The organism is Pseudomonas fluorescens (assembly GCF_030344995.1).
Classification (GTDB): domain Bacteria; phylum Pseudomonadota; class Gammaproteobacteria; order Pseudomonadales; family Pseudomonadaceae; genus Aquipseudomonas; species Aquipseudomonas fluorescens_BF.
Window position 1 is genome coordinate 2,172,268 of record NZ_CP128260.1, and the last position, 21,466, is coordinate 2,193,733.

At 60.5% G+C, this 21,466-nt stretch carries 20 protein-coding genes; 4 read left to right on the forward strand and 16 right to left on the reverse strand.

Annotation, left to right across the window (positions count from 1 at the left end; translation table 11 throughout):
- Positions 1-118: 118 nt before the first annotated feature.
- Positions 119-2,203, reverse strand: coding sequence for a carboxy terminal-processing peptidase (locus QR290_RS09920; RefSeq protein ID WP_205350856.1), 2,085 nt, complete (start codon positions 2,201-2,203; stop codon positions 119-121).
- 181 nt (positions 2,204-2,384) lie between these two features.
- Between QR290_RS09920 and QR290_RS09925 the strand changes: the two genes are divergently transcribed.
- Positions 2,385-3,347 (forward strand): zinc-binding dehydrogenase, encoded by a 963-nt coding sequence (locus tag QR290_RS09925; RefSeq protein ID WP_289204807.1) that lies wholly within the window; start codon positions 2,385-2,387, stop codon positions 3,345-3,347.
- A 45-nt stretch (positions 3,348-3,392) separates the two neighbouring features.
- Here the strand turns inward: QR290_RS09925 and QR290_RS09930 are convergent, their stop codons facing one another.
- From QR290_RS09930 to QR290_RS09960, 6 genes are all read right to left on the reverse strand, one after another.
- On the reverse strand, positions 3,393-4,046 hold the full coding sequence (locus QR290_RS09930) for an HAD family hydrolase (RefSeq protein ID WP_289204808.1): 654 nt from the start codon (positions 4,044-4,046) through the stop codon (positions 3,393-3,395).
- A gap of 34 nt (positions 4,047-4,080) precedes the next feature.
- Complete coding sequence (locus tag QR290_RS09935; RefSeq protein WP_011333173.1) at positions 4,081-5,070, reverse strand: ABC transporter ATP-binding protein; 990 nt, start codon at positions 5,068-5,070, stop codon at positions 4,081-4,083.
- Entirely contained in the window at positions 5,067-5,867 is an 801-nt protein-coding gene (locus QR290_RS09940) for an ABC transporter permease (RefSeq protein ID WP_065261898.1), read from the reverse strand. Before QR290_RS09940 ends, QR290_RS09935 begins: the two co-directional genes overlap by 4 nt.
- On the reverse strand, positions 5,854-6,690 hold the full coding sequence (locus tag QR290_RS09945) for an ABC transporter permease (RefSeq protein WP_289205279.1): 837 nt from the start codon (positions 6,688-6,690) through the stop codon (positions 5,854-5,856). The genes QR290_RS09940 and QR290_RS09945 overlap by 14 nt, the downstream gene beginning before the upstream one ends.
- Before the next feature lie 5 nt (positions 6,691-6,695).
- A complete protein-coding gene (locus QR290_RS09950; protein WP_289204809.1) occupies positions 6,696-7,502 on the reverse strand; it encodes an alkaline phosphatase family protein in 807 nt (268 codons plus the stop codon).
- 181 nt (positions 7,503-7,683) lie between these two features.
- Positions 7,684-8,748 carry an ABC transporter substrate-binding protein gene (locus QR290_RS09960; RefSeq protein ID WP_115077089.1) on the reverse strand — a complete coding sequence of 355 codons (1,065 nt, stop codon included), beginning with the start codon at positions 8,746-8,748 and terminating at the stop codon, positions 7,684-7,686.
- Positions 8,749-9,099: 351 nt separating this feature from the next.
- On the opposite strand from QR290_RS09960, the gene QR290_RS09965 reads away from it, so the two are divergent.
- Positions 9,100-9,813 (forward strand): UTRA domain-containing protein, encoded by a 714-nt coding sequence (locus tag QR290_RS09965; protein WP_289204810.1) that lies wholly within the window; start codon positions 9,100-9,102, stop codon positions 9,811-9,813.
- Between the two features lie 367 nt (positions 9,814-10,180).
- Here the strand turns inward: QR290_RS09965 and QR290_RS09970 are convergent, their stop codons facing one another.
- The 8 genes from QR290_RS09970 to minC form a co-directional block, all read right to left on the reverse strand.
- On the reverse strand, positions 10,181-12,340 hold the full coding sequence (locus tag QR290_RS09970; RefSeq protein ID WP_115077090.1) for a mechanosensitive ion channel family protein: 2,160 nt from the start codon (positions 12,338-12,340) through the stop codon (positions 10,181-10,183).
- Positions 12,341-12,416: 76 nt separating this feature from the next.
- Positions 12,417-12,593 (reverse strand): hypothetical protein, encoded by a 177-nt coding sequence (locus QR290_RS09975; protein ID WP_007960078.1) that lies wholly within the window; start codon positions 12,591-12,593, stop codon positions 12,417-12,419.
- A 134-nt stretch (positions 12,594-12,727) separates the two neighbouring features.
- Positions 12,728-14,017: a M18 family aminopeptidase gene (locus QR290_RS09980; protein WP_289204811.1), complete on the reverse strand. Its 1,290-nt coding sequence runs from the start codon at positions 14,015-14,017 to the stop codon at positions 12,728-12,730.
- Between the two features lie 76 nt (positions 14,018-14,093).
- On the reverse strand, positions 14,094-15,194 hold the full coding sequence (locus QR290_RS09985) for a hypothetical protein (protein ID WP_115077091.1): 1,101 nt from the start codon (positions 15,192-15,194) through the stop codon (positions 14,094-14,096).
- Between the two features lie 46 nt (positions 15,195-15,240).
- Entirely contained in the window at positions 15,241-15,876 is a 636-nt protein-coding gene (locus QR290_RS09990) for an RluA family pseudouridine synthase (protein WP_007960072.1), read from the reverse strand.
- 91 nt (positions 15,877-15,967) lie between these two features.
- Positions 15,968-16,222: a cell division topological specificity factor MinE gene (gene minE, locus QR290_RS09995; RefSeq protein WP_007960071.1), complete on the reverse strand. Its 255-nt coding sequence runs from the start codon at positions 16,220-16,222 to the stop codon at positions 15,968-15,970.
- Positions 16,222-17,034 (reverse strand): septum site-determining protein MinD, encoded by an 813-nt coding sequence (gene minD / locus QR290_RS10000; RefSeq protein ID WP_064378705.1) that lies wholly within the window; start codon positions 17,032-17,034, stop codon positions 16,222-16,224. The genes minE and minD overlap by 1 nt, the downstream gene beginning before the upstream one ends.
- 169 nt (positions 17,035-17,203) lie before the next feature.
- The gene (gene minC / locus QR290_RS10005; RefSeq protein WP_007960063.1) at positions 17,204-17,941 is read right to left on the reverse strand and encodes a septum site-determining protein MinC; all 738 of its coding nucleotides are present in this window, start codon (positions 17,939-17,941) and stop codon (positions 17,204-17,206) included.
- A gap of 117 nt (positions 17,942-18,058) precedes the next feature.
- Here minC and QR290_RS10010 point away from each other — a divergent pair, with 117 nt between their 5' ends.
- On the forward strand, positions 18,059-18,991 hold the full coding sequence (locus tag QR290_RS10010) for a lipid A biosynthesis lauroyl acyltransferase (protein WP_115077092.1): 933 nt from the start codon (positions 18,059-18,061) through the stop codon (positions 18,989-18,991).
- A 35-nt stretch (positions 18,992-19,026) separates the two neighbouring features.
- Positions 19,027-20,199, forward strand: a complete 1,173-nt coding sequence (locus QR290_RS10015) for a patatin-like phospholipase family protein (protein WP_289204812.1) — start codon at positions 19,027-19,029, stop codon at positions 20,197-20,199.
- A 116-nt stretch (positions 20,200-20,315) separates the two neighbouring features.
- Here QR290_RS10015 and QR290_RS10020 read toward each other — a convergent pair whose 3' ends face one another.
- Positions 20,316-21,101 carry an outer membrane protein OmpK gene (locus tag QR290_RS10020; RefSeq protein WP_102718282.1) on the reverse strand — a complete coding sequence of 262 codons (786 nt, stop codon included), beginning with the start codon at positions 21,099-21,101 and terminating at the stop codon, positions 20,316-20,318.
- Positions 21,102-21,466 lie beyond the last annotated feature (365 nt).

Genomic DNA, 21,466 nt, shown 5'->3' on the forward strand with positions numbered 1-21,466 from the left:
AAAAAAAGGACTGGGAGCGTTCTCGATGAAGAGAACAGCTCCCAGTCCTTTATTGCACGACAGAATGATGACTGTTTGATGACGATCCGGGGATCGTCAGCATTAAATTGCCATCACCTTACTTCTTTGCGACCTGGTTGCTCAGCTTCAGGTAATCCAGCAGCACGCGCCCGGTCTCGCTCAGGTAGGCGTCGTCTTCCGGTTTGACCTTGTCCGGCTCGGCGGCTGCCAGGGCGTCGTCGTCTTCTTTCTTCAGCTCTTTGAGCGGTTCTTCGCCTTTGGCCTTGCGACGGATGTTCTCCATCGCCAGTTGCTTGGCGTCGATGTCGGCGTGCTGGGCACGGCGTTCGGCTTCATTGAGGCTGACGGTTTTTTCTTCCAGCAGCTTCTGTGCCAGGGCCAGCTTGTCGCGGATGAACACGAACTCCGCATCCTTGGCGGAACGGGTGTCATGCTCGGATTTCAGCTGGGCCAGGTACGGCTTGAACGGATCGCTCGCCGGTTTGATCGCCGCGCGGATGGTGTCCCACGGCATGGCTTCCGGCAGGGCGCTTTCGCCGATTTCCTTGGTGTCGATGATCGACGGGTAATCAATGTCCGGCAGTACGCCCTGATGCTGGGTGCTCTGACCGGAAACCCGGTAGAACTTGGCGAGGGTCAGTTTCAGTTCGCCATGGTTCAGCGGCTGAATGGTCTGCACGGTGCCTTTGCCGAAGGTCTGGCCACCGATGATCAGCGCACGGTGATAGTCCTGCATGGCGCCAGCGAAGATCTCCGAAGCCGAGGCGGACAGGCGGTTGACCAGCAGCGCCATCGGGCCTTTGTAGAATGCGCCCGGGTTTTCATCTTCAAGCACATCGACCCGGCCATCGGCGTTACGCACGAGTACGGTAGGGCCCTTGTCGATGAACAGGCTGGTCAGCTCGGTGGCTTCCTGCAGGGAACCGCCGCCGTTGTTGCGCAGGTCGATGACCACGCCGTCGACTTTCTCTTTCTGCAGTTCGGTCAGCAGCTTCTTGACGTCGCGCGTGGTGCTCTTGTAGTCCGGATCGCCGGCACGGAAGGCCTTGAAGTCGAGGTAGAACGCCGGAATCTCGATCACGCCGAGCTTGTAGTCGCGACCGTCCTGTTTCAGGTTCAGCACGGACTTCTTCACGGCCTGGTCTTCGAGCTTCACCGCTTCACGGGTGATCGGCACGATCTTGCTGGTCTGGTCGTTCGGCGCATTGCTGGCCGGGATGACTTCCAGACGCACCACGGTGCCTTTCGGGCCACGGATCAGCTTGACCACTTCGTCCAGACGCCAGCCGACCACGTCGACCATCTCTTTGTTGCCTTGGGCAACGCCGATGATCTTGTCGGCCGGAGCAACCTGCTTGGTCTTGTCGGCCGGGCCTGCCGGCACCAGACGCACGACTTTCACCTGGTCGTTGTCGCTCTGCAACACGGCGCCGATGCCCTCGAGGGACAGGCTCATGTTGATGTCGAAGTTCTCCGCGTTATCCGGCGACAGATAGTTGGTGTGCGGATCGTAAGACATGGCGAAGGTGTTGATGTACGCCTGGAAGATGTCTTCGGCGCGGGTCTGGTCCAGACGCGCCAGTTGATTCTTGTAGCGCTTGGTCAGGGTTTCCTGGATCTGCTTCGGCTCTTTGCCGGCGATCTTCTGCCGCAGCACTTCGTCCTTGACGCGTTTGCGCCACAGGTCATCGAGTTCGGCGGTGGACTTGAGCCACGGAGCGTCCTTGCGATCGATCAGCAAGGTTTCCTTGGTGGTGAAGTCCATCTTGTCGACGCCTTTGTTCAGCTCGGCAAGGGCAAAGTCCAGACGCGCCTTCACGCGGTCCAGATAGCGCTTGTAGATGGTGAACCCGGCATTGAGGTCGCCGCTCTTGAGGAAGTCGTCGAACTGGGTCTTCCACTTGTCGAATTCGGCGATGTCGCTGGCCATGAAGTAGCTGCGCGACGGGTCGAGCAGCTTGATATAGCTGTCGTAGATGATCACCGAGCGCGCATCGTCGAGCGGCGGCTTGCTGTAGTGGTGACGCTTGAGCAACTCGACGACGTTCAGACTGGCGATCACTTCGTCGCGATCAGGCTGCAACTTGTCCCAGCTGTTGGCTGCGAATGTGGTGCCCGACACCGGCAACAGACCGATACCGATGAAAAGAGCGAGGGCGGTGCTGGGGAGCAGATGCTTCATGCTGATTCGACGCGGGGACAATTGATAACGCATATTAGGCCGTCTTTGAAGTCGCCGGTACCTCTACGCTCTGTACGATAACTGCTGTTCAGCGTTCGTTCAGACCCCAGGGCCGGTCGCATAATGCAAAAAGCCCGGCGCTACAGCTTCGGGCTCAGTCCAGACTCACTATGGAGGCACTGTGAAGGCATTGCAAGGCGTTGAAGGTCAAGTGGCATGGGTTGATGAACCAAGTCCTACATGTGATGTAGGACAAGTTCGCATCCGAGTGGCGGCAGCGGGCCTCAATCGCGCGGATTTATTACAGAAAGCCGGACTTTATCCACCCCCTCCGGGTGCCAGCCAGGTGCTGGGTCTTGAGTGTTCCGGGGTGATCAGCGAGGTCGGCGCAGGCTCGTCCTGGCAGGTCGGTGACCGGGTTTGCGCCTTGCTGGCCGGGGGCGGAATGGCCGAAGAAGTGGTCGTCGACGGACGGCATGTGCTGCCGGTTCCGGAAGGCGTGTCGCTGATCGAGGCCGCTGCCTTGCCTGAGGTGTACGCGACCGTCTGGCTGAATGTGTTTCAACTTGCGGCGCTCAAACCGGGTGAGAAAGTTCTTCTGCACGCCGGAGCCAGTGGCATCGGCTCGGCCGCGATTCAATTGTGCAAGGCATTCGGCAATCCATGCTGGGTCAGCGTCGGCTCGGCTGAGCGGTTGGCCTATTGCGAATCGCTGGGTGCCCAGGGCGGGGTGGTTCGCACCGACGATCTGGAAAGCCTGCGGGATTTCGGACCGTTCGATGTGATCCTGGATCCGGTGGGCGGCAATTATTCGGCGCTGAACCTCAAGCTGATGGCGCAGGACGGCCGCTGGGTGCTGATCGGCCTGATGGGCGGCCGCGAGGCAAAACTGGATCTGGCCCAGGTATTGGCCAAGCGCGTGCAACTGCTGGGCTCGACCTTGCGCAGCCGTGACGAACAGTTCAAGGCCGATCTGTTCAGCGATCTGAGCCAGCACGTGTGGCCGCTGTTTTCCGAAGGACGCCTGAAACCACAACTGGCCAAGGCATTTCCGATCAAGGATGCCGAGGCAGCGTTCGCCGAGCTGGCGAGCAACACGGTGGCAGGGAAGCTGGTGCTGGTGATCGACGAAAGCCTGAGCTGATCATCGATGCTTGTGGGAGCAGGCCTGCTCCCACAAGACAATCGCTTACTTCCAGAGGTGGATCGGCCAGCCTGATTTCTCGGCTTCTGCCAGCAACACCGGGTCCGGATTGACCACATGCGGGTAATCCACTTTCAGCAACAGCGGCAGATCATTGCGTGAGTCGGAATAGAAACTCGCGCCTTCAAGGTTTTCCTCTTCGGCGTCCAGCCATTCCAGCAAGCGGGTGATCTTGCCTTCGCGGTAGGTCAGGGTGCCCACGGTGTGGCCGCTGTACACGCCATGCGCCACTTCCAGTTCGATCCCCAGCACCTCGTCGATGCCCAGCCGTTCGGCAATTGGTTTGACCAGGTGCGTGCCCGAGGCCGAGATCACCAGAATCCGGTCGCCGGCCTTGCGGTGGGCGGCGATGGTCTTGGTGGCGTCGCTGAAGATGATCGGCTCGATGAAGTCTTCAACCCACGGGCCAACCAAGTGCTCGACTTCTTCCTGGGTGCGGCCGATCAGCGGTTCGAGGCTGAACTCCATGTAGTCTTCCATGCGCAACTTGCCATGGCTGTAGGCGTCCATCAGCTCGTTGTTCTTGCGCATGAACGACTCGGGATCGACCCAGCCCAGGCGCCCCATCTGCTCGCTCCAGAGAGTGGCGCAGTCGCCGTGGATCAGGGTTTCGTCCAGATCAAAAATTGCCAGGGCCATCAGTTCAGTTCCCTCTTGGGTGTCAGCAAAGTCATCAGGCTACCTCACACAGGGCGGTGGGATCGATGGAAAGTGACAGGCGCTGACCGTCGGGATGCAGATCCGCCGCCGATCGGTTGAGCACATCCACCACCAGTTCCACGCCCCGGGCTTCGACGCGGTAGCGAATCACGTTGCCCAGCAGGCTGTGGCTACGAATCTGCGCATCGGGTTCACCACTGAGGCTCAATTCGATGGCTTCCGGGCGAATCGCGATGCGGTGGTTGATCGGCCGCTGCAACAGCTTCGACGCACTCTCGGCATCCAGCAGGTTGTAGTTGCCGATGAAGCCGGCGGCGAAAACGTCGACCGGCGCGGTGTAGAGGGTTTCGGCATCGCCGCTTTGTACGATCTTTCCCTGATTCATCAGGAAAATCCGGTCAGACATGGTCAGGGCTTCTTCCTGATCGTGTGTGACGAAGATCGTGGTCAGGCCAAGTTCGCGCTGGATCTGACGGATCTGTTCGCGCAGGTGTTTGCGAATCCGCGCATCGAGGGCCGACAGCGGTTCATCCAGCAGCAACAGGCGCGGACGGGTCACCAGCGAGCGGGCAAGGGCGACACGCTGACACTGACCACCGGACAACTGATGCGGATAGCGGCTGGCGAAGTCATTCAACTCCACAAGCTTCAACACTTCGGCAACCCGCTTGTGGCTGTCGTCGGCGTTGACCTTTTGCATGCGCAGGCCGAAGGCGACGTTCTGTTCGACGGTCATGTTGGGGAACAGCGCGTAGCTCTGGAACACCATGCCGATCCCGCGTTTCTGCGGGGTGAGCGGCACGATGTCGACGCCATCGAGCAGAATCTTGCCGCCATCCACCGGCGTCAGGCCGGCGATGCAGCGCAGCAGGGTGGATTTGCCGCAACCGGACGGGCCGAGCAGGGTGACGAATTCACCCTTCTGGATTTCGCAGTTGATGTCGCTGAACACCGTGGTGCCGGCGTAGTTTTTCTGAAGGTGTTGGACGCTGACATAGCTCATTCGCTTTTGTCCTTGTTCAAGATGTTGGCGACCCAGGTCAGGACCAGCACGAAAAAGAAGTAGGAGATCACCAGCGCACTGGTGAAGTGGCCGCTGCTGTTGCGCATGTTGTTCAGATAAACCTGCAGGGTTTCGTAGCGGGTGCCGACCAGGATGTTGGCGAACACGAACTCACCGAACAGGAACGAGAACGACAGCAGCAACGCGACCATCAGGCCTTTGCGCAAGTTCGGCAGCACCACCAGGAAAGCTGCCTGAAAGGTGCTGGCGCCGAGCAGTTGGGCGGCGTCCATCAGGTCGCGCAGGTTGATCGCTTGCAGGTTGTTGGTGATCGCCCGGTACATGAACGGCAACGCTACGGTGAAGTAGCAACCGATCAGAATCCACGGCGTGCCGACCATCGCGAACGGCCCGGAACCGTAGAGCTGCAACAGGCCCACCGACGACACCACTGGCGGTACCGCGAAGGGCAACAGGATCAGGATGTTCATTAGTGCATCGAGTTTCGGGAAGTGGTAATGCACCACGAACAGCAGCGGCAGGATCAGCACCACCGACAGGATCAGCGCCCCGACGCACACCAGCAGCGACTGGCCGAAGGCGTGCAGGAAGCGCGGATCGCTCCACAACTGGATGTACCACTTGAAGGTGAAGCCGCTGGGCAACACGGTCGCCGACCAACTGCTGGCGATCGAGTAGATCAAGGTGCCCAACAACGGCAGCAGCAGAATGGCGAACAGCAGGTAGACCACGACGCGGTGGTAGACGCCAGCCGGGCCGGATTCAGCGCGAGACATGGTAGCTCCTCTTCAGCAGCAGTTGATGCACGACGGTCACCAGAGTCATCAGCGCCACCAGCACCACGGCCAGGGCGCTGGCCAGGTTCGGATCGAGGGAAATATCGCCGGAGACCATTGCCGCAATCCGGATCGGCAATACGTTGAAGTTGCCGGTGGTCAGCGCGTACACCGTGGCGTAGGCACCGAGGGCGTTGGCCAGCAGGATCACGAAGGTGCCGAGCAGGGCCGGGGTCAGCACGGGCAGGCCGATGTGGCGCCAGAACTGCCAGCCGTCAGCGCCGAGCAGTGCGGCGGATTCGCGCCAGTCTTCGCGCAGAGCGTCGAATGCGGGGTACAGCAGCAGGACGCCGAGGGGAATCTGGAAGTAGGTGTAGAGGATGATCAACCCGGTTTTCGAGTACAGGTTGAAGTCCTCGATGATCCCGGCCTGCTTCAACATGATGGTGATGCTGCCGTTGAAGCCGAGCAGGATGATGAACGCAAACGCCAGGGGCACGCCGGCGAAGTTGCTGGTCATGTTGGCGAAAGCGTTGACGAAGTTGCGCAGTTTCGAATCGACCCGGCGCAGGGAGTACGCACCCAGCACCGCGATGATGATGCCGAACACACTCGACCAGAAACTGATTTCGAGGCTGTACTGGATCGCCTGCAGATAGAACTTCGAACTGAAGATCTTGCTGAAGTTGGCGAAGCCCCCACCGAATTCTTCGGATTGCAGGCTGTTGATCATCACCCAGATCAGCGGGGCGATTTCGAACACGATAAAGAACAGTGCGAAAGGCACCAGACACAGGGCCGCCAGCCATTTGCCGCGAGTCATTGAGTTCACTTGAGCAACTCCCGGCACACAGGTTTGTCGTGGGGCACGCCGAGCAGTTCGCAGACGGTGCCGCAGATGTCGGTCTGCTTCGGCGTGGCGCCGGCGTTCAGGCTGAAGGCATCACCGAGTACGAACAACGGCACCTGACGCTCTTCCGGTAGCAGGCCGTTGTGCGAGCGGTCGTTGTTCATGCCGTGGTCGGCAGTCACCAGTACCTGGCAACCGGCGTCGAGCCAGGCTTGCAGGTAGTCGGCGAGGATGATGTCAGCGCTGCGCGCGCTGTTGCGGTATTGCGGGGTGTCGAGGCCGTGCTTGTGCCCGGCGTCGTCGATGTTCATGGGGTGGATCAGCAGAAAGTCCGGGGCGTGGCGCAGGCGCAGGTTTTCGGCGTCGGCGAACAGGTGCGAATCCGGGTAGTGATCGTTCCAGTAGAAGTGGCCGTGCTGGATCGGCAGCGTCGGGTCATCGGTATGTCGATCCCGTGCCGCCACGAACGGCGAGCGGTTGTAGAGCTCGCTGACCCAGTGGTACGCCGCAGCGGCGGTTTTCAGACCGGCATCACGGGCGTAGTGATAGATGCTGCGCTGGTTGGACAGGCGCGAGACGTTGTTGTGGACGATGCCGCTGTTGATCGGTGGCACGCCCGTGAGGATGCATTCGTAAAGCGGTCGGGACAGGGCCGGCAGCTCGCACTCCAACTGGTAGAGCGCGGCGCGTCCTGCGCCAACGTAAGCCTGCAGATGCCCCATGGCGTGACGCGCAACCTCGTAGTTGAGGCCGTCGAGCACGACAAGGATGACGGTGTGCTTCATAGGGGCAAAAACTCCGCGAAGTTCAAATATCTTGAAATCAACTCATTCCCTTGTGGGAGCGGGCTTGCTCGCGAAAGCGGTAGATCATTCAACATTGATGTCGACTGACAAGACGCCTTCGCGAGCAAGCCCGCTCCCACCTTTGGATTTTCAACAGATCACAAAGGGGTGATCAGCCGCTTTATTTCATCTCGACGATGACTTCTTCGTTCCACTTCTGCGGCAGGGCCTTGGAGGTTTTTTCCCACGCGTCGGCGTCCTTGATCGGCGTGACTTTCTTGTACTGCTCGTTCGGCAGCAGTTTGGCTTTCACGTCTTCCGGCAGTTGCAGGTGCTCGGCGCGGATCGGGCGGGCGTTGCCACGGGCGAGGTTGGTCTGGCCGGCGTCGCTGAAGATGTATTCGCGGGTCAGCTTGGCGGCGTTCGGGTTCTTCGCGTATTTGTTGATGATGGTGGTGTAGCCGGAAATCACCGAGCCGTCGGACGGGATCAGCACCACGTAGTCATCCGGGTTGGCCATCTTGGCCTTGTAGCTCAGGCCGTTGAAGTCCCAGACCACACCGACTTCGATCTCGCCTTTTTCCATGGTGGCGATGGTCGGGTTGGCCATCGACAGGCGACCCTGCTTGGCGATGTCTGCGAACAGCAGCAGGGCAGGCTGGAGGTTTTTCTCGTCGCCGCCGTTGGCCAGCGCTGCGGCGAGCACGCCGTTGGCAGCCTGGGCAGCAGTGCTCACGTCACCGATGGAGACCTTGTATTTGCCGCCCTTGAGGTCAGCCCATTTGGTCGGTACTTCGGAGCCATGCAGCAGCTTCTTGTTGACGATGAAGGCGATGGTGCCGGTGTAGGCCAGTGCCCAGTTGCCGTCCTTGTCCTTGGCCCATGCAGGCACTTGATCCCAGGTGGTCGGCTTGTACGGCTGCACCACGCCTTGCTTGACCGCGATCGGGCCGAAAGCCGCGCCGACGTCGCCGATGTCGGCGGTGGCGTTGTCTTTCTCGGCGGCGAACTTGGCGATTTCCTGGGCCGAGCTCATGTCGGTGTCGATGTGTTTGAGGCCGTAGTTCTTGGCCAGGTCTTCCCAGGTGCCTTTCCAGTTGGCCCAGTCATCGGGCATGCCGACGCTGTTGACGGCGCCTTCCGCTTTCGCAGCGGCTTCGAGGGTTTTCAGATCATCAGCCGCCATGGCGGCGGTGCACATGGCAATGGTCGAGCCTAACAGTGTTGCCAGGAAAAGCTGTTTCATTCCGAAGCTCCTTGGTCGTGTTCAACGCTGCGATTGCGGTTTGTGTTGGTCTAGGTCAGCAATACCTGAGCCAATGTAGGGGGGCTGGATGACACTTTGATGTCGGCGGATACCCGACCCGCGTTTTATTTCTCCGGTATCGACGGCTGCCCGCTAAGCGTAGACCACCCGCAAAGTCCCGGTGGGCAAGGGACTTGGCCGATGTATTGCAAGTTGTCAGGGCGACCGTTCGGTAGTTTTGTCATCTCTCGGTCATCTGCACTGCCTAGGCTTGCAGCACGACCGAACGGCGCAATAGTCGTGCGGTTTTGCCCCGAAACAGTGCTGGTCTAGTCCAGATAGGTAACGTTGATGCGCGATGAGGCAACAAAAGCGGTGACAGCGATTGGCCAGATCCTTCAGGAGCAGCTCGACCACGGGTTGCTGGCGGCCGGGAGCAAGCTGCCGGCCGAGCGCAAGCTCAGTGAGCTGTTCGGCACGACGCGGATTACGGTACGGGAAGCCTTGTTGCAGCTGGAGGCGCAAGGGCAGATTTATCGCGAGGAGCGGCGGGGCTGGTTCGTGTCGCCACCGCGTCTGGCTTACAACCTGATGCAGCGCAGTCACTTTCACGCGATGGTCAGTGCGCAGGGGCGGGTGCCGTCGACCGAGGTGATTTCGGCGCGCTTGCAACCGGCGTCAGCGGCGGTGTGTGCCTGGTTGCAGTTGCCGGCGTTGTCGAGCGTGATCCAGATTTGCCGGTCGCGGCGGATCGATGGGCGGCTGGTGTTGTATGTGGAGCATTATCTGAATCCGCAGTTTTTTCCGGGGATTCTGGAGTTTGATTTGAATCAGTCGATTACCGAGCTTTATGCGCGGCATTACGATTTGCACTATGGGCGGGTGCGGTTCGAGATTGTTCCGACGTCGTTGTCGGTGGAGGCGGCGGCGGGGTTACGGGTTTCGGTGGGGAGTCCGGGGTTGAGGATTGCTCGGGTTAATTATGATCAGGCTGGGCGGTTGATTGATTGTGATCTGGAGTTTTGGCGGCATGATGCGATTCACGTTGGGGTTGATGTGGTTTGATCGCTTTGTGTGAATATCCGTTTCTTCGGGTGTTGCGGCTTATGGTTTCGCCCTTACGGCGAGTCACTTTTGGCAAACGCCCCAAAAGTAACCAAAAGGTCTGGGCCCCGGCGTTCGGCACCTCGCTTTGGCTCGGTGTTCCTTCGTTACGGGATTCATCCGGGGGCATCGCCTACGGTTTGCTTCGCTGCACCTCCTCTCGATGTGTTCGACTTCGTCGAACGGTCGCTGCGCTCCCACCCCCGGATGAATCCCTCCACTCTGCCTTCCGATGGGGCCGGCACGTCAAAAGCTTTACTCGAGCTAACGCTCATCGTGTTGAGTGGTGGGAGTTGGGTTGCCAGCGAAGAGGGCTTTGACGGTAGCCCTATTCTTGAGTTTGGCCACCACCGCCTGCTGTGATGACTTGCACATTCATCCTCGGCGTCGCCAGGTCCAGTCCTGCCTCATCCAGATGCCGTTTCAGCGACAGATTGAATGCCCGTGAAACTTCCCACTGTTTGATCGGTGCAGTCTTGAACCTTGCGCGCAATATCGCGTTACCGGATTCAAAGCTTTCCACGCCCTGAAATTCCAGTGGCGACCAAATGTTGCGGCGTTGCAGCGGGTCGGTGCGCATTTTCTGGCCGACGTCGCGCATCAGTTTGATGGCTTCGTCGATGCTCATGTTGAACGGCACGGCCACGCGGAAGATCGCGTAGCCGAATTCGCGGGAGTAGTTTTTGATGCTTTTGATTTCGCTGAACGGGATGGTGTGGACGATGCCGTCGATGTCCCGCAGGCGTACGGTGCGGATGGTCAGGCCTTCGACGGTGCCGAGGTGGCCGCCGACGTCGACGTAGTCGTCGATGGCCAGGGAGTCTTCGATGATGATGAACAGGCCGGTAATCAGGTCCGCTACGAGCGACTGCGCGCCGAAGCCGATGGCCAGGCCGATCACGCCGGCACCGGCCAGCAGGGGCGTGACGTTCATGCCCATGTTTGCCAGGGCGACGATCAGGGCGATGATGAAGATCGCCACGAACAGTACGTTGCGGATCAGCGGCATCATGGTTTGCGCGCGGGCGTTGGCCAGGCCTTTGCGGGAGCGGGTGAGGGCGTGGTGGACGGCGGTGTCGCTGAGGATCCAGATCAGCCACGCGAAGATCAGCGTGCCGATCAGGCTGAACAGTTTGACGCTGACGTCGTGGCCTTCGCCTTCGGTGAAGCCGATCAGTGACATGCCCCAGACCCGCAGGCCGAGTTCGATGAAGGCTAGCCACACCAGCAAATGCGCGAGGGTGTAGAAGAAGCTTTTCAGGCGCTCGGAATACAGCGCGTGGCGTTTCGGCCCGCGTTGGGGTTTGAGGGCGTGGCGGCGGACGAGGCCGTTGATGACCATGCACAACACCAGCAGCACGGTGCAGATCAGCGACTGGCGCAGGGCGGTGCTGGTGTCGCCGGCGGAGACGAAGGTGGCGAACAGGGAAATGCCCACCAGCACCAGCGCCGGGATGTACCAGAAGGTGCCGAGGATTTCGATGGTGTCGCTGAGGGCGCGGCGGGTCAGACGGCGGGACAGGGGCTGGTTGCGGATCAGGTGGGCGATCGGCCGGCGGAAGCGCAGGATGAACAGACCGGTCGACAGCGCCGCGAGGACGTTGGCGACGGTGGCGGCGGTGTGAGCCAGGTGTACGCCGAGGCCGGCCACCAGTTTTGGATCGCTCAGGGCTTCACCGAAGGCGGCGAAGCTGCCGATCAGCCACAACGGGCGGAAGGCCTGGTGACGCAGGATGTACAGCGCGCGATGGCGGTGCGGGCCGTCGAGTACGGAGAAGGCGATCACGCAGATCGCCGAGAAACAGGTGCCGACCACCAGTGCATAAGCCAGCACCATCGCCAGGCTTTTGCCCAGTGACGACGGCAGTGCGTAACTCATGTAGACGGTGATTACCAAGGCAATCAGCCAGGGGCCGAGCTTGCGCAGGGCGAAGCGCAGCATGTCGAGGGCCCGGGGATTTTGCGGCAGTTCTTCGGTCAGGCCGAAGCGCATGCGTACCCGGTGGCCGAGCCAGATCAGCGCAGCGGCGAGCAGGCTCCAGACCGCGAGGATCACGGCGAAGGCGAAGATGATCGGCAGCCATTCGCTGGCCGGCAGCATCAGGCCTTTGAGCTCGTCCTGGGCCATGTCGAATTCGGCGGACCAGCGATTGAGCGGGCTGTCGGCGCCGGTGAATTGTTTTTCGAAAGTAGCGAGGGTGCCGCCGATCAGTCCCAGCACGCCTTCTTCCGGGCTGGCCTGGGCTTTTTTCGTGGCGTCGCGCAGTTTTTTCAGATCGGTCAGCAACTGGGCGCGTTGCTTGTCGTTTTCCAGCGACTTGATGACTTCGTCCAGCGACTGGCCGAGCGGTTCCTGAGCCTCGGGCTGAGCCTTGCCGGAGCCCGTGAGCAGCCCCGGCAGACCGGCGGCGTCGGCAGGTGCCGGTGACATCAGGGTCATCAGGCAGACGAGAAACAGGCAGGGCAGGGCAAAAAGACGAGCGAACACTAGGCGGTCAACCTCGCAAGGGGCGGATCGGGCGAGTGTACGAGCCCGCCAGATTCAATGCGAGCCGGGCGCGGATTTATTCGTTGAGTTTGGCGAGGATCTTGTAGACCACGGTGGCCAGGATCATCAGCATGCCGATCCACATGGCGAACACACCGGCGTTCTTGTCACGGAAGTTGAAGCCGATGGCCAGCAGAATCATTCCGCACAGGATGGGAATGAGCATGGAGTGGAACGCAGACATCGAGATCATGGCGACAGCCTTGTCGAAGGGAATGATTTAAGTCTAGGTGGGATTTTGCCGACCGGTGGTGATGTGTATCAGAAATGAGCCGGTTTTACAGGCCGGAGGGATCGCAGCCCGAGGCTGCGATCCCCGGCTGTGTTCTACGGCAATTCGCGACTGGCGTAGAACGCGCTCAGCACTTTGACCAGATGGGCCAGGTCATGGCTGCCGCACAGTTCGCGGATCGAGTGCATGGCGAAGGTCGGCAGGCCGATGTCGACCGTGCGCACGCCCAGGTGGCTGGCGGTGATCGGGCCGATGGTCGAGCCGCAACCCATGTCGCTGCGCACCACGAAGCTTTGCACCGGGACTTCTTGGGCCATGCACAGATGACGGAAGAAACCGGCGGTTTCGCTGTTGGTGGCGTAGCGCTGGTTGCTGTTGACCTTGATCACCGGGCCGGCGTTGAGTTTCGGCCCGTGGTTGGCGTCGTGCTTCTCGGCGTAGTTCGGGTGTACGCCGTGGGCGTTGTCGGCCGAGACCAGCAGGGATTTCTGGATGGTGCGGACGAACTCGTCACCTTCCGGCAACAGACGGCGCAGGGTCTGCTCGAGCATCGGGCCGTCGGCGCCACACGCCGAGCAGGAGCCGACTTCTTCGTGGTCGTTGCACACCAGCACGCAGGTTTCTTCGGTGTCGGCGGTCAGCAGAGCTTGCAGGCCGGCGTAGCACGACAGCAGGTTGTCGAGGCGAGCACCGGCGATGAAGTCGCCATGCAGACCGATGACCGCAGCGCTTTGGGTGTCGTAGAAACTCAGCTCGTAATCCAGCACCACGTCGGCGTTGAGGCCGTGCTCGCGGGCCAGTTGATCGGTGAGCACCGCGCGGAAGTCCACGCGTTCGTCACCGGCGAACTGCGCAAGGATCGGCGGCAGTTCAGTCTGGGCGTTGATGGCCCAGCCCTGGTTGGCTTCACGGTTGAGGTGAATGGCCAGGTTGGGAATGATCGCGATCGGGGCCTTGAAGTCGATCAATTGGCTTTCGACCTTGCCATCACGGCGGAAGGTGACGCGGCCGGCCAGCGACAGGTCGCGGTCGAACCATGGCGCCAGCAGCGCGCCGCCGTACACTTCGACACCGAGCTGCCAGAAGCCCTGGCGTTGCAGTTCAGGTTGTGGCTTGACCCGCAGGCACGGGCTGTCGGTGTGGGCGCCGACCAGACGGATACCGTCGTGCAGCGGCGAGTTGCGGCCCATCTTGATCGCGACAATCGAGGAATCGTTACGGGTGACGTAGTAACGACCATTGGCTTCGGTGTGCCAGGTTTCGCGCTCGTCGAGGCGCACATAACCGGCGGCCTCCAGGCGTTGAACAAGGCTGGCGGTGGCGTGGAACGGGGTAGGGGAGGCCTTGAGGAAGTCGATCAGGCCTTGGTTCAACTCTTCGCGCATAAGAAGCTCCAGACAGCAATGGGCGGGAGTTTAACGCATCGGCCTGATGCTTGGGACATGACATGTGCCGCTCGCGTCAACGAGCGGCGGCCACGCGTTTTTTCAGATAGTTCATGATCACTTTTTCGTCTTCCGGCTTGTCGGGACGCGGCAGCTGTTTTGGCCAGCGGCTTTGTTCCAGAAGCCTTTTCTGCCGGCTCTCGTCCCAGCGCAGAATTTCCCGCGAGGCGCATTCCCACCATTCATGACGACAGGCGCTGTAGTAAGGGTGATCCGGCGCGGCGCTGCCGTACAACAGATCCCGGCCGACCTTGCGCATGACACCGCTTTGATTGCGCAATTTCCACTTGATCTTCAGGCGCTGCCAGGCGGACGGAAAGGGTTTGACCCGAGGCACGTCGGTGCACAGGTCCACCAGTCGCTGACTGAATTTCTCGCCGTGCTGGGCAAAGAAAAACGCCTGCATCGCGTGGAAGAAGCGTTTTTCCGCGAAGTAGTGGTAGACGTGTTTGCGCGCTTCCACCACCGGCCGTTCACGCATCGCGTAGGACAGGGCGATCTGCTCGATGGTGTGGATCTCGAACCCGCCGGCCGTCCACTCATCGATCAGGCGAATCGATTCTTCGAACAACGCCGAGTCGCGGTCGGTGATGCCACACAGGCCGCTGTTGTAGAGTTTGAAGCCGTTCTGCGGGGAAACACCGTGGACGCTGAGGTCGCGAGCGAGCTTCAGGTAGTCAGGCCGTTCGAAGACGTCTTTCCAGTCGTATTCGAAGCGATCCATCACCGACTGATTCGCCTCGATATATTGGAACAGGCTGCTCGGGTGGCTGGTGAACAGCGTGTCGGTGTCGACGAACAGGGTTTTCTCGGCCAGTTGCAGGCCGGCGGCAATCGCACAGGCCTTGCGCCGATGGTGGTAGCCGTTGTGTCCTTGCCAGCGAGTCAGGGTCGCTTCGTCGAGCAACACGGTGTCGACCGGCCAGCCTTCGTAGTCTTGCGGCCGGTCAGTGAGAATCCTGATCGCCGGACGTTTGCCGTTTTTGGCCTGGGACAGGGCGGTCAGGATGCTGAACTTGGCTTCGCGCCGGTAGACATCCTGATTGCCGTAAATCAGGTAGAGCAGTTGATGACGGGTCTTCTTGACGGGTGTTGCCAGGGAATCGGTACAACTCATCCGGAACAAAATCCTTTAAATCGGGCACTGCCGGGTCTGACAGTGCTTAAAACGGTGCCGGGCATTCGAAACGCAAGCGTTCGCCGGACTGGGGATGGGTGAAGCTGAGCATGCTCGCGTGCAGGCACAGTCGTGGCCAGGCCGCGAGGGCTTGCTCGTGGGCATAGAGACCATCACCGAGCAACGGGTGACCGATCGACAGCATGTGCACCCGCAACTGGTGCGACCGGCCGGTGATCGGCGTGAGCTCGACGCGGCACCAGTCGCCGCAACGCTCCAGTACACGCCAGAAAGTCAGCGCGTGCTTGCCGAGTTCGTGATCCACCACATGGCGCGGTTTGGTCGGCGGGTCGTAGCGCAACGGCAAGTCGATGCTGCCGCTGTCCAGTTCCGGCTGACCCCAGCAGAGCGCAGTGTAGGCTTTCTCTGTTTCACGATCGTGAAACTGGCGTGACAGTTCGCGGTGGGTATCGGCATCACGGGCCAGCAGAATAATCCCTGAAGTTTCCCAGTCCAGACGATGGACGATACGCGCTTCCGGGTAGCCGTTTTCCTGCAGGCGGGTGATCAGGCAGTCCTTGTTGTCGTCGGCCCGGCCGGGGACGGAGAGCAACAGGGTGGGTTTGTTCACCACCAGAACGGCGGCGTCCTGATGAATGATTTGGACGTTGGACAACGGCATTAAAACAGCCTCGTAACAAATGCCAACGGCGGCTCAGGGCCCCTCCGGTGTCGGAAGGGCCCTGAGCCGCCGTCGTTCCTGCCGGATCGACTCAGCGGTCTGGCAGGGTGATGTTGAGTTCCAGAATCGAGCAGCTGCCCTGGCTCTCCAGTGCCACGTGTACGTCGTCGTTGCCGATGTTGACGTACTTGCGGATCACTTCCACCAGTTCCTTCTGCAAGGATGGCAGGTAGTCAGGGGTGCTGCGCTGGCCGCGTTCATGCGCCACGATGATCTGTAGACGCTCTTTCGCGACCGAGGCGGTACTTGGCTTTTTGTTGGCACGAAAGAAGTCAAAAAGGTTCATTACCTACCTCCAAACAGACGCTCGAAGAATCCCTTCTTCTCGACATTCAGGAACCGGTGTTCTTTTTCCTTGCCCAGCAGGCGATCAACGGTATCGCTGTAGGCCTGGCCGGCGTCGCTCTGATCATCGAGGATCACAGGTACGCCCTGGTTGGAGGCCTTGAGTACGGCCTGGGATTCCGGAATGACGCCCAGCAGGCGTACGGCGAGGATTTCCTTGACGTCTTCGACGCCCAGCATTTCGCCTTTTTCGACGCGCTCCGGGTGGTAGCGGGTGATCAGCAGGTGTTCCTGGATCGGCTCTTCGCCGCGTTCGGCGCGACGGGACTTGCTGGCCAGCAGGCCGAGCATGCGGTCGGAGTCACGTACCGAGGACACTTCAGGGTTGGTCACGACGATCGCTTCGTCAGCGAAGTACATGGCCAGGTGGGCGCCTTTTTCGATACCCGCCGGGGAGTCGCAGACGACGAACTCGAATTGTTCCTTGAGCTCCATCAGGACTTTTTCCACGCCTTCCTGGGTCAGCGCGTCTTTGTCGCGGGTCTGGCTGGCGGCCAGCACGTAGAGGTTTTCCAGGCGCTTGTCTTTGATCAGGGCCTGTTGCAGGTTGGCTTCGCCGTTCACGACGTTGACGAAGTCATACACCACGCGGCGCTCGCAACCCATGATCAGGTCGAGGTTACGCAAGCCCACGTCGAAGTCGACGATCACTGTTTTGTGGCCGCGCAGAGCGAGGCCGGTACCGATAGCGGCGCTGGTGGTGGTCTTACCCACACCACCCTTGCCGGATGTAACCACGAGAATCTTGGCCAAGGTGTTTCACCCCTAAGGAAGAAGGACTGTTCAGCCCCTGAAAAACATCTCTTGAAAACTACTGCAGTCGGACAGCCTTGGCTGGAATTCGGCTTTTGGCCTTTTTCCTACTTCGTTTGAGCCGTTTTCGCTACGTTTTAGAGATGCTTGGAAAATGCGGCAGTATCCGTTAAAGCCGAATGATGTTCAACACGTCGCCCGACAGGCTGACCTGTACGCCCGAACCCCACATCGGATCGCGACGCAGGTCCTCGGAAACCTTGTAATGGCCTGCGATGGAGATCAGTTCAGCGCTCAATTGCTGACAGAAAATCCGCGCCTTGGTGTCGCCCTTGACTCCGGCCAGCGCACGACCGCGCATCGGGCCGTATACATGGATGTTGCCATCGGCGAGAAGTTCCGCCCCCGGGCTGACCGAGGACACCACCACCAGATCGCCACCCTGGGCATATATCTGTTGGCCACCACGTACTGGCGTGGTGATGACGCGGGTCGGTTTGACGGCCGGCTCCGGCGGTTTTTCCGGCTTCTTCGGGGCGACGGGTTCAGCGCTTTCCAGCGGTCGTTCGCGGGCGCCGGACGGCGGCAGCACCGGGATGTCGATGGCGATGGCAGCGGCGATGTCTTCGATGCGGCTGGCGCGGATCGCCAGGGTGCGCAGGCCGTGCTGGCGGCACACGCGCATCAGGCCCGGCAGGTCGACGGCGCCTTCGCTTGGCGGCAGTTTGTCCAGCGCCAGAACCAGCGGCGCGTTGCTGAAAAAATTCGGTGCCTGGGCGACTTTGGCGGCCAATTGCCGATCGAGGCTGTCCAGGTCGTTGCGGGACAGCTCCAGCACCGTAATGGCGAGCATGCTGCCCTTCAGCTGGAACACGGGATCTTGGTCTTTCGGTTCGGTTTGGCTCATGTCGGCATACAACGGCTTGTCACTAAAAGTGCCGAGACTTATAACGAGAACGCCCGCAGGCCGCAAGCCGGGTCGAACGATGTAGAATGCGCGGCCACTGTATTTACGGAAGCTTTAATGGATCGCCCGCGTTTTCGAAAAGCATTTCTTGCCCCACGCTTCTGGCCGCTCTGGTGCGGCCTCGGGCTGTTGTGGCTGATCGTGCAGCTGCCGTATCCGGCCTTGCTGGCCATCGGTCGTTTTCTTGGTGCCTTGATGTATCGCTTCGCCGGCGACCGGCGGCGCATCGCCAAGCGCAATCTGGAACTGTGTTTCCCGGAAAAGTCCGCCGCCGAACGCAAGCGCCTGCTCAAGGAAAACTTCGCTTCCACTGGCATCGCCTTCTTTGAAATGGCGATGAGCTGGTGGTGGTCGCGTCAGCGTCTGGCGAAACTGGCTCACGTCGAAGGTCTGGAGCATTTGCAAAAGGCCCAGCGCGAAGGCAAGGGCGTGATCCTGATGGCGGTGCATTTCACCACCCTGGAAATCGGCGCAGCGCTGCTCGGCCAGCAACACACCATCGACGGCATGTACCGTGAGCACAAGAACCCGTTGTTCGACTTCATCCAGCGTCAGGGCCGCGAGCGGCACAACCTCGATTCGCTGGCGGTGGAGCGTGACGACGTGCGCGGCATGCTCAAGCTACTGCGCGCAGGCCGGGCGATCTGGTACGCGCCGGATCAGGACTACGGCGCCAAGCAAAGCATCTTCGTTCCGCTGTTCGGCATTCAGGCTGCAACGGTCACCGCCACCAGCAAGTTCGCCCGGTTGGGCAAGGCACTGGTGGTGCCATTCACCCAGGAGCGTCTGGCCGACGGCAGCGGTTATCGTCTGGTGATTCATCCGCCGCTGGAAGGTTTTCCGGGCGAGACCGAAGAAGAAGATTGCATCCGCATCAATCAGTGGGTCGAAGGTGTGTTGCGCGAGTGCCCCGAGCAATATCTGTGGGCACACCGGCGCTTCAAGAGCCGGCCACCGGGCGAGCCGAAGCTGTACGCCAAACGCGGTTGATTGACCCATCCCCATAAGCACCATGGAGCGTTGCGATGAGCCCAGCTGAACCGGTCACAGGTTTGATTCTTTCCGGCGGCGGGGCTCGGGCGGCGTATCAGGTGGGGGTGCTGGCGGCGATTGCCGAATTGCTGCCGCTGGGGGCGGACAATCCGTTTCCGGTGATCGTCGGGACGTCGGCCGGGGCGATCAACGCGGTCAGCCTGGCCAGTGGCGCGACTGATTTTCGCGCCGCCATCGAACGCTTGACGCTGTTCTGGCAAGGCTTTCGCAGCCATCGCGTGCTGCGCAGCGACTGGCCGGGGGTGATCCGCCAGGCCAGTCGGTTCGTCAGCCACAGCCTGTTGGGCATGGGCCGGCAAATGCCGGTGGCGCTGCTCAATAGTTCGCCGCTGCGTCATCTTCTCAATGAAAAGCTGCACATGCCCGGCATCGCCGAATCCATCGCCCGCAAGCAATTGCACGCAGTGGCGGTGACGGCGTTCGGCTACGAGTCGGGGCAAGCCGTGACCTTCTATCAGGGCGGCGGCACCATCGACTCATGGCTGCGTCATCGGCGCATCGGTGTGCCGACGCAGTTGTCGGTGGAGCACTTGCTGGCCAGTTCGGCGATCCCGCTGTTGTTCGCGCCAGTGAAAATCGGCGATGAATTTTTCGGCGATGGCGCGGTGCGGCAATCTGCACCGATCAGCCCGGCGCTGCACCTGGGCGCGAGCCGGGTGCTGGTGGTGGGTGTCAGCGGCAACCCGCGCGGTTTCGATCCGGCGCAACCGCTGGAGCGCACTTACACCGGGCAACAGCCGACGCTGGCGCAGATCGGCGGGCACATGCTCAACAGCACCTTCATCGACAGCCTGGAAAGCGATATCGAGCTGCTTCAGCGCCTCAACCAGTTCAGTCATCTGATGCCCGAAGGCACGCCGACCCGCGCACTGGGTGTGGCGCCGGTGGAGGTGTTGGTGATTTCACCCAGTCAGCCGATCGATGAAATCGCGGCGCGGCATCGCCAGGAGTTGCCGGCGGCGTTGCGGCTGTTTTTGCGTGGGCCGGGAGCGACCAAGACGAGCGGGGCAGGGGTGTTGAGTTACTTGCTGTTCGAGGCGGGGTATTGCAGCGAATTGATCGACCTTGGGCGGCGCGATGCCCTGGCCAAGCGCGATGAGCTGTGCCGGTTTTTGGGGATTAACGAGGCGGTGGCTCCCGCTTGAGATTTGTGGTGCCGCCATTCGCGAGCAAGCCCGCTCCCACATTGGTTTTGTGAACGACACAAACCGAATGTGGGAGCGGGCTTGCTCGCGAAGGCGTCCCTGAGGACGCCGCCGGATCAGAAGTGGAACTTCACCAGGAAGCTGGTCACGTTCTGATTGGTGGTGAAGGCCTTGGTGTCGTCGATACCGTACTTGTCTTTCCAGTAGTCGTATTCAACACCGACGTACAACTGCTTCTCGCCGAAATTCAGTGCCTTGCCCAGGTCGTATTTGACCTGCGGGTTGAAGTGCAGGTTGGCGTGGTATTCGCCTTTGTTGTTGACGTCGTTGTCGACCACCCAGTCCATGTAGCCGTCGATCAGGATGTTCGAGTCGCCCACCGGAATGGTGTAGGACCACACTGGCGTGATCTGCCAGACGTTGTCACCCGGACGCGAGCCTTCGGTGTGACGCTGGTAGAAGTTCAGCTGGAAGTAGTCGAAGCCCGGAATGGCCAGGTCGAAGCCCGGGCCGATCAGGTAAGACTCGGTGTCACCCTCGCCGAACTCGTAGGTCATCGCCAGCAGGACGTCCTTGATCGGGCCGAACTCGATCTTCTGGTCGAGCACCTTGCCCAGCGAGATGCGTGGCTGGAACTCGCCGTAGTAGGTGTTCGGACCGTTGTTGAAGTCCTTGTCACCGTTGTAGAAGATCTTGTCGAGGAAGAAGAAGTTGTCCCCGTACTTCCACGCATCGGCGTGCTCGAAGGTCACGGTCTGCTGGATGGCCGGGTTGACCTTGAAGTCTTTGCCGTAGAGGTAGGTCAGGCTGTTGTTCTGCCATTGCAGCAGGCCGTCGGCCATGGCCTGACCCCCTGCCAGCAGCGATCCCGCAAGCATCAGGCTGGTGCACATACGTTTCATTCGGTTGCTCCCAAAGTAGGTGTTCCACGTTTATTTTTTTGAGTCGGCGCTCTGGTGTGGCGCCTTTTTTCGTTGCTGCAAAAATCATCCATCCGGTCAGCTTTCATGCTGTTAGCAAGAGCTGAGCCAAGGCTTTTCGAAAAGCAAAAAAACGCCCGTCGGCTGCTGAAAAACAGTCGATTGAGCGTGTTTTCGGGATGCCTCGGTACTGACCGCGGCCGGGATAAGTTGGCTTTTCGGTCAGGAATTAAATTCGGGCTTTTTTTTAGACCGAATTCAGGAGGCCGCGGAGAATACTGACTCAACGGCCAGGCCTCAAGTGCCCCGCAACAGAGCACCGACGACAGGTAGGGGGCACGGTTGCG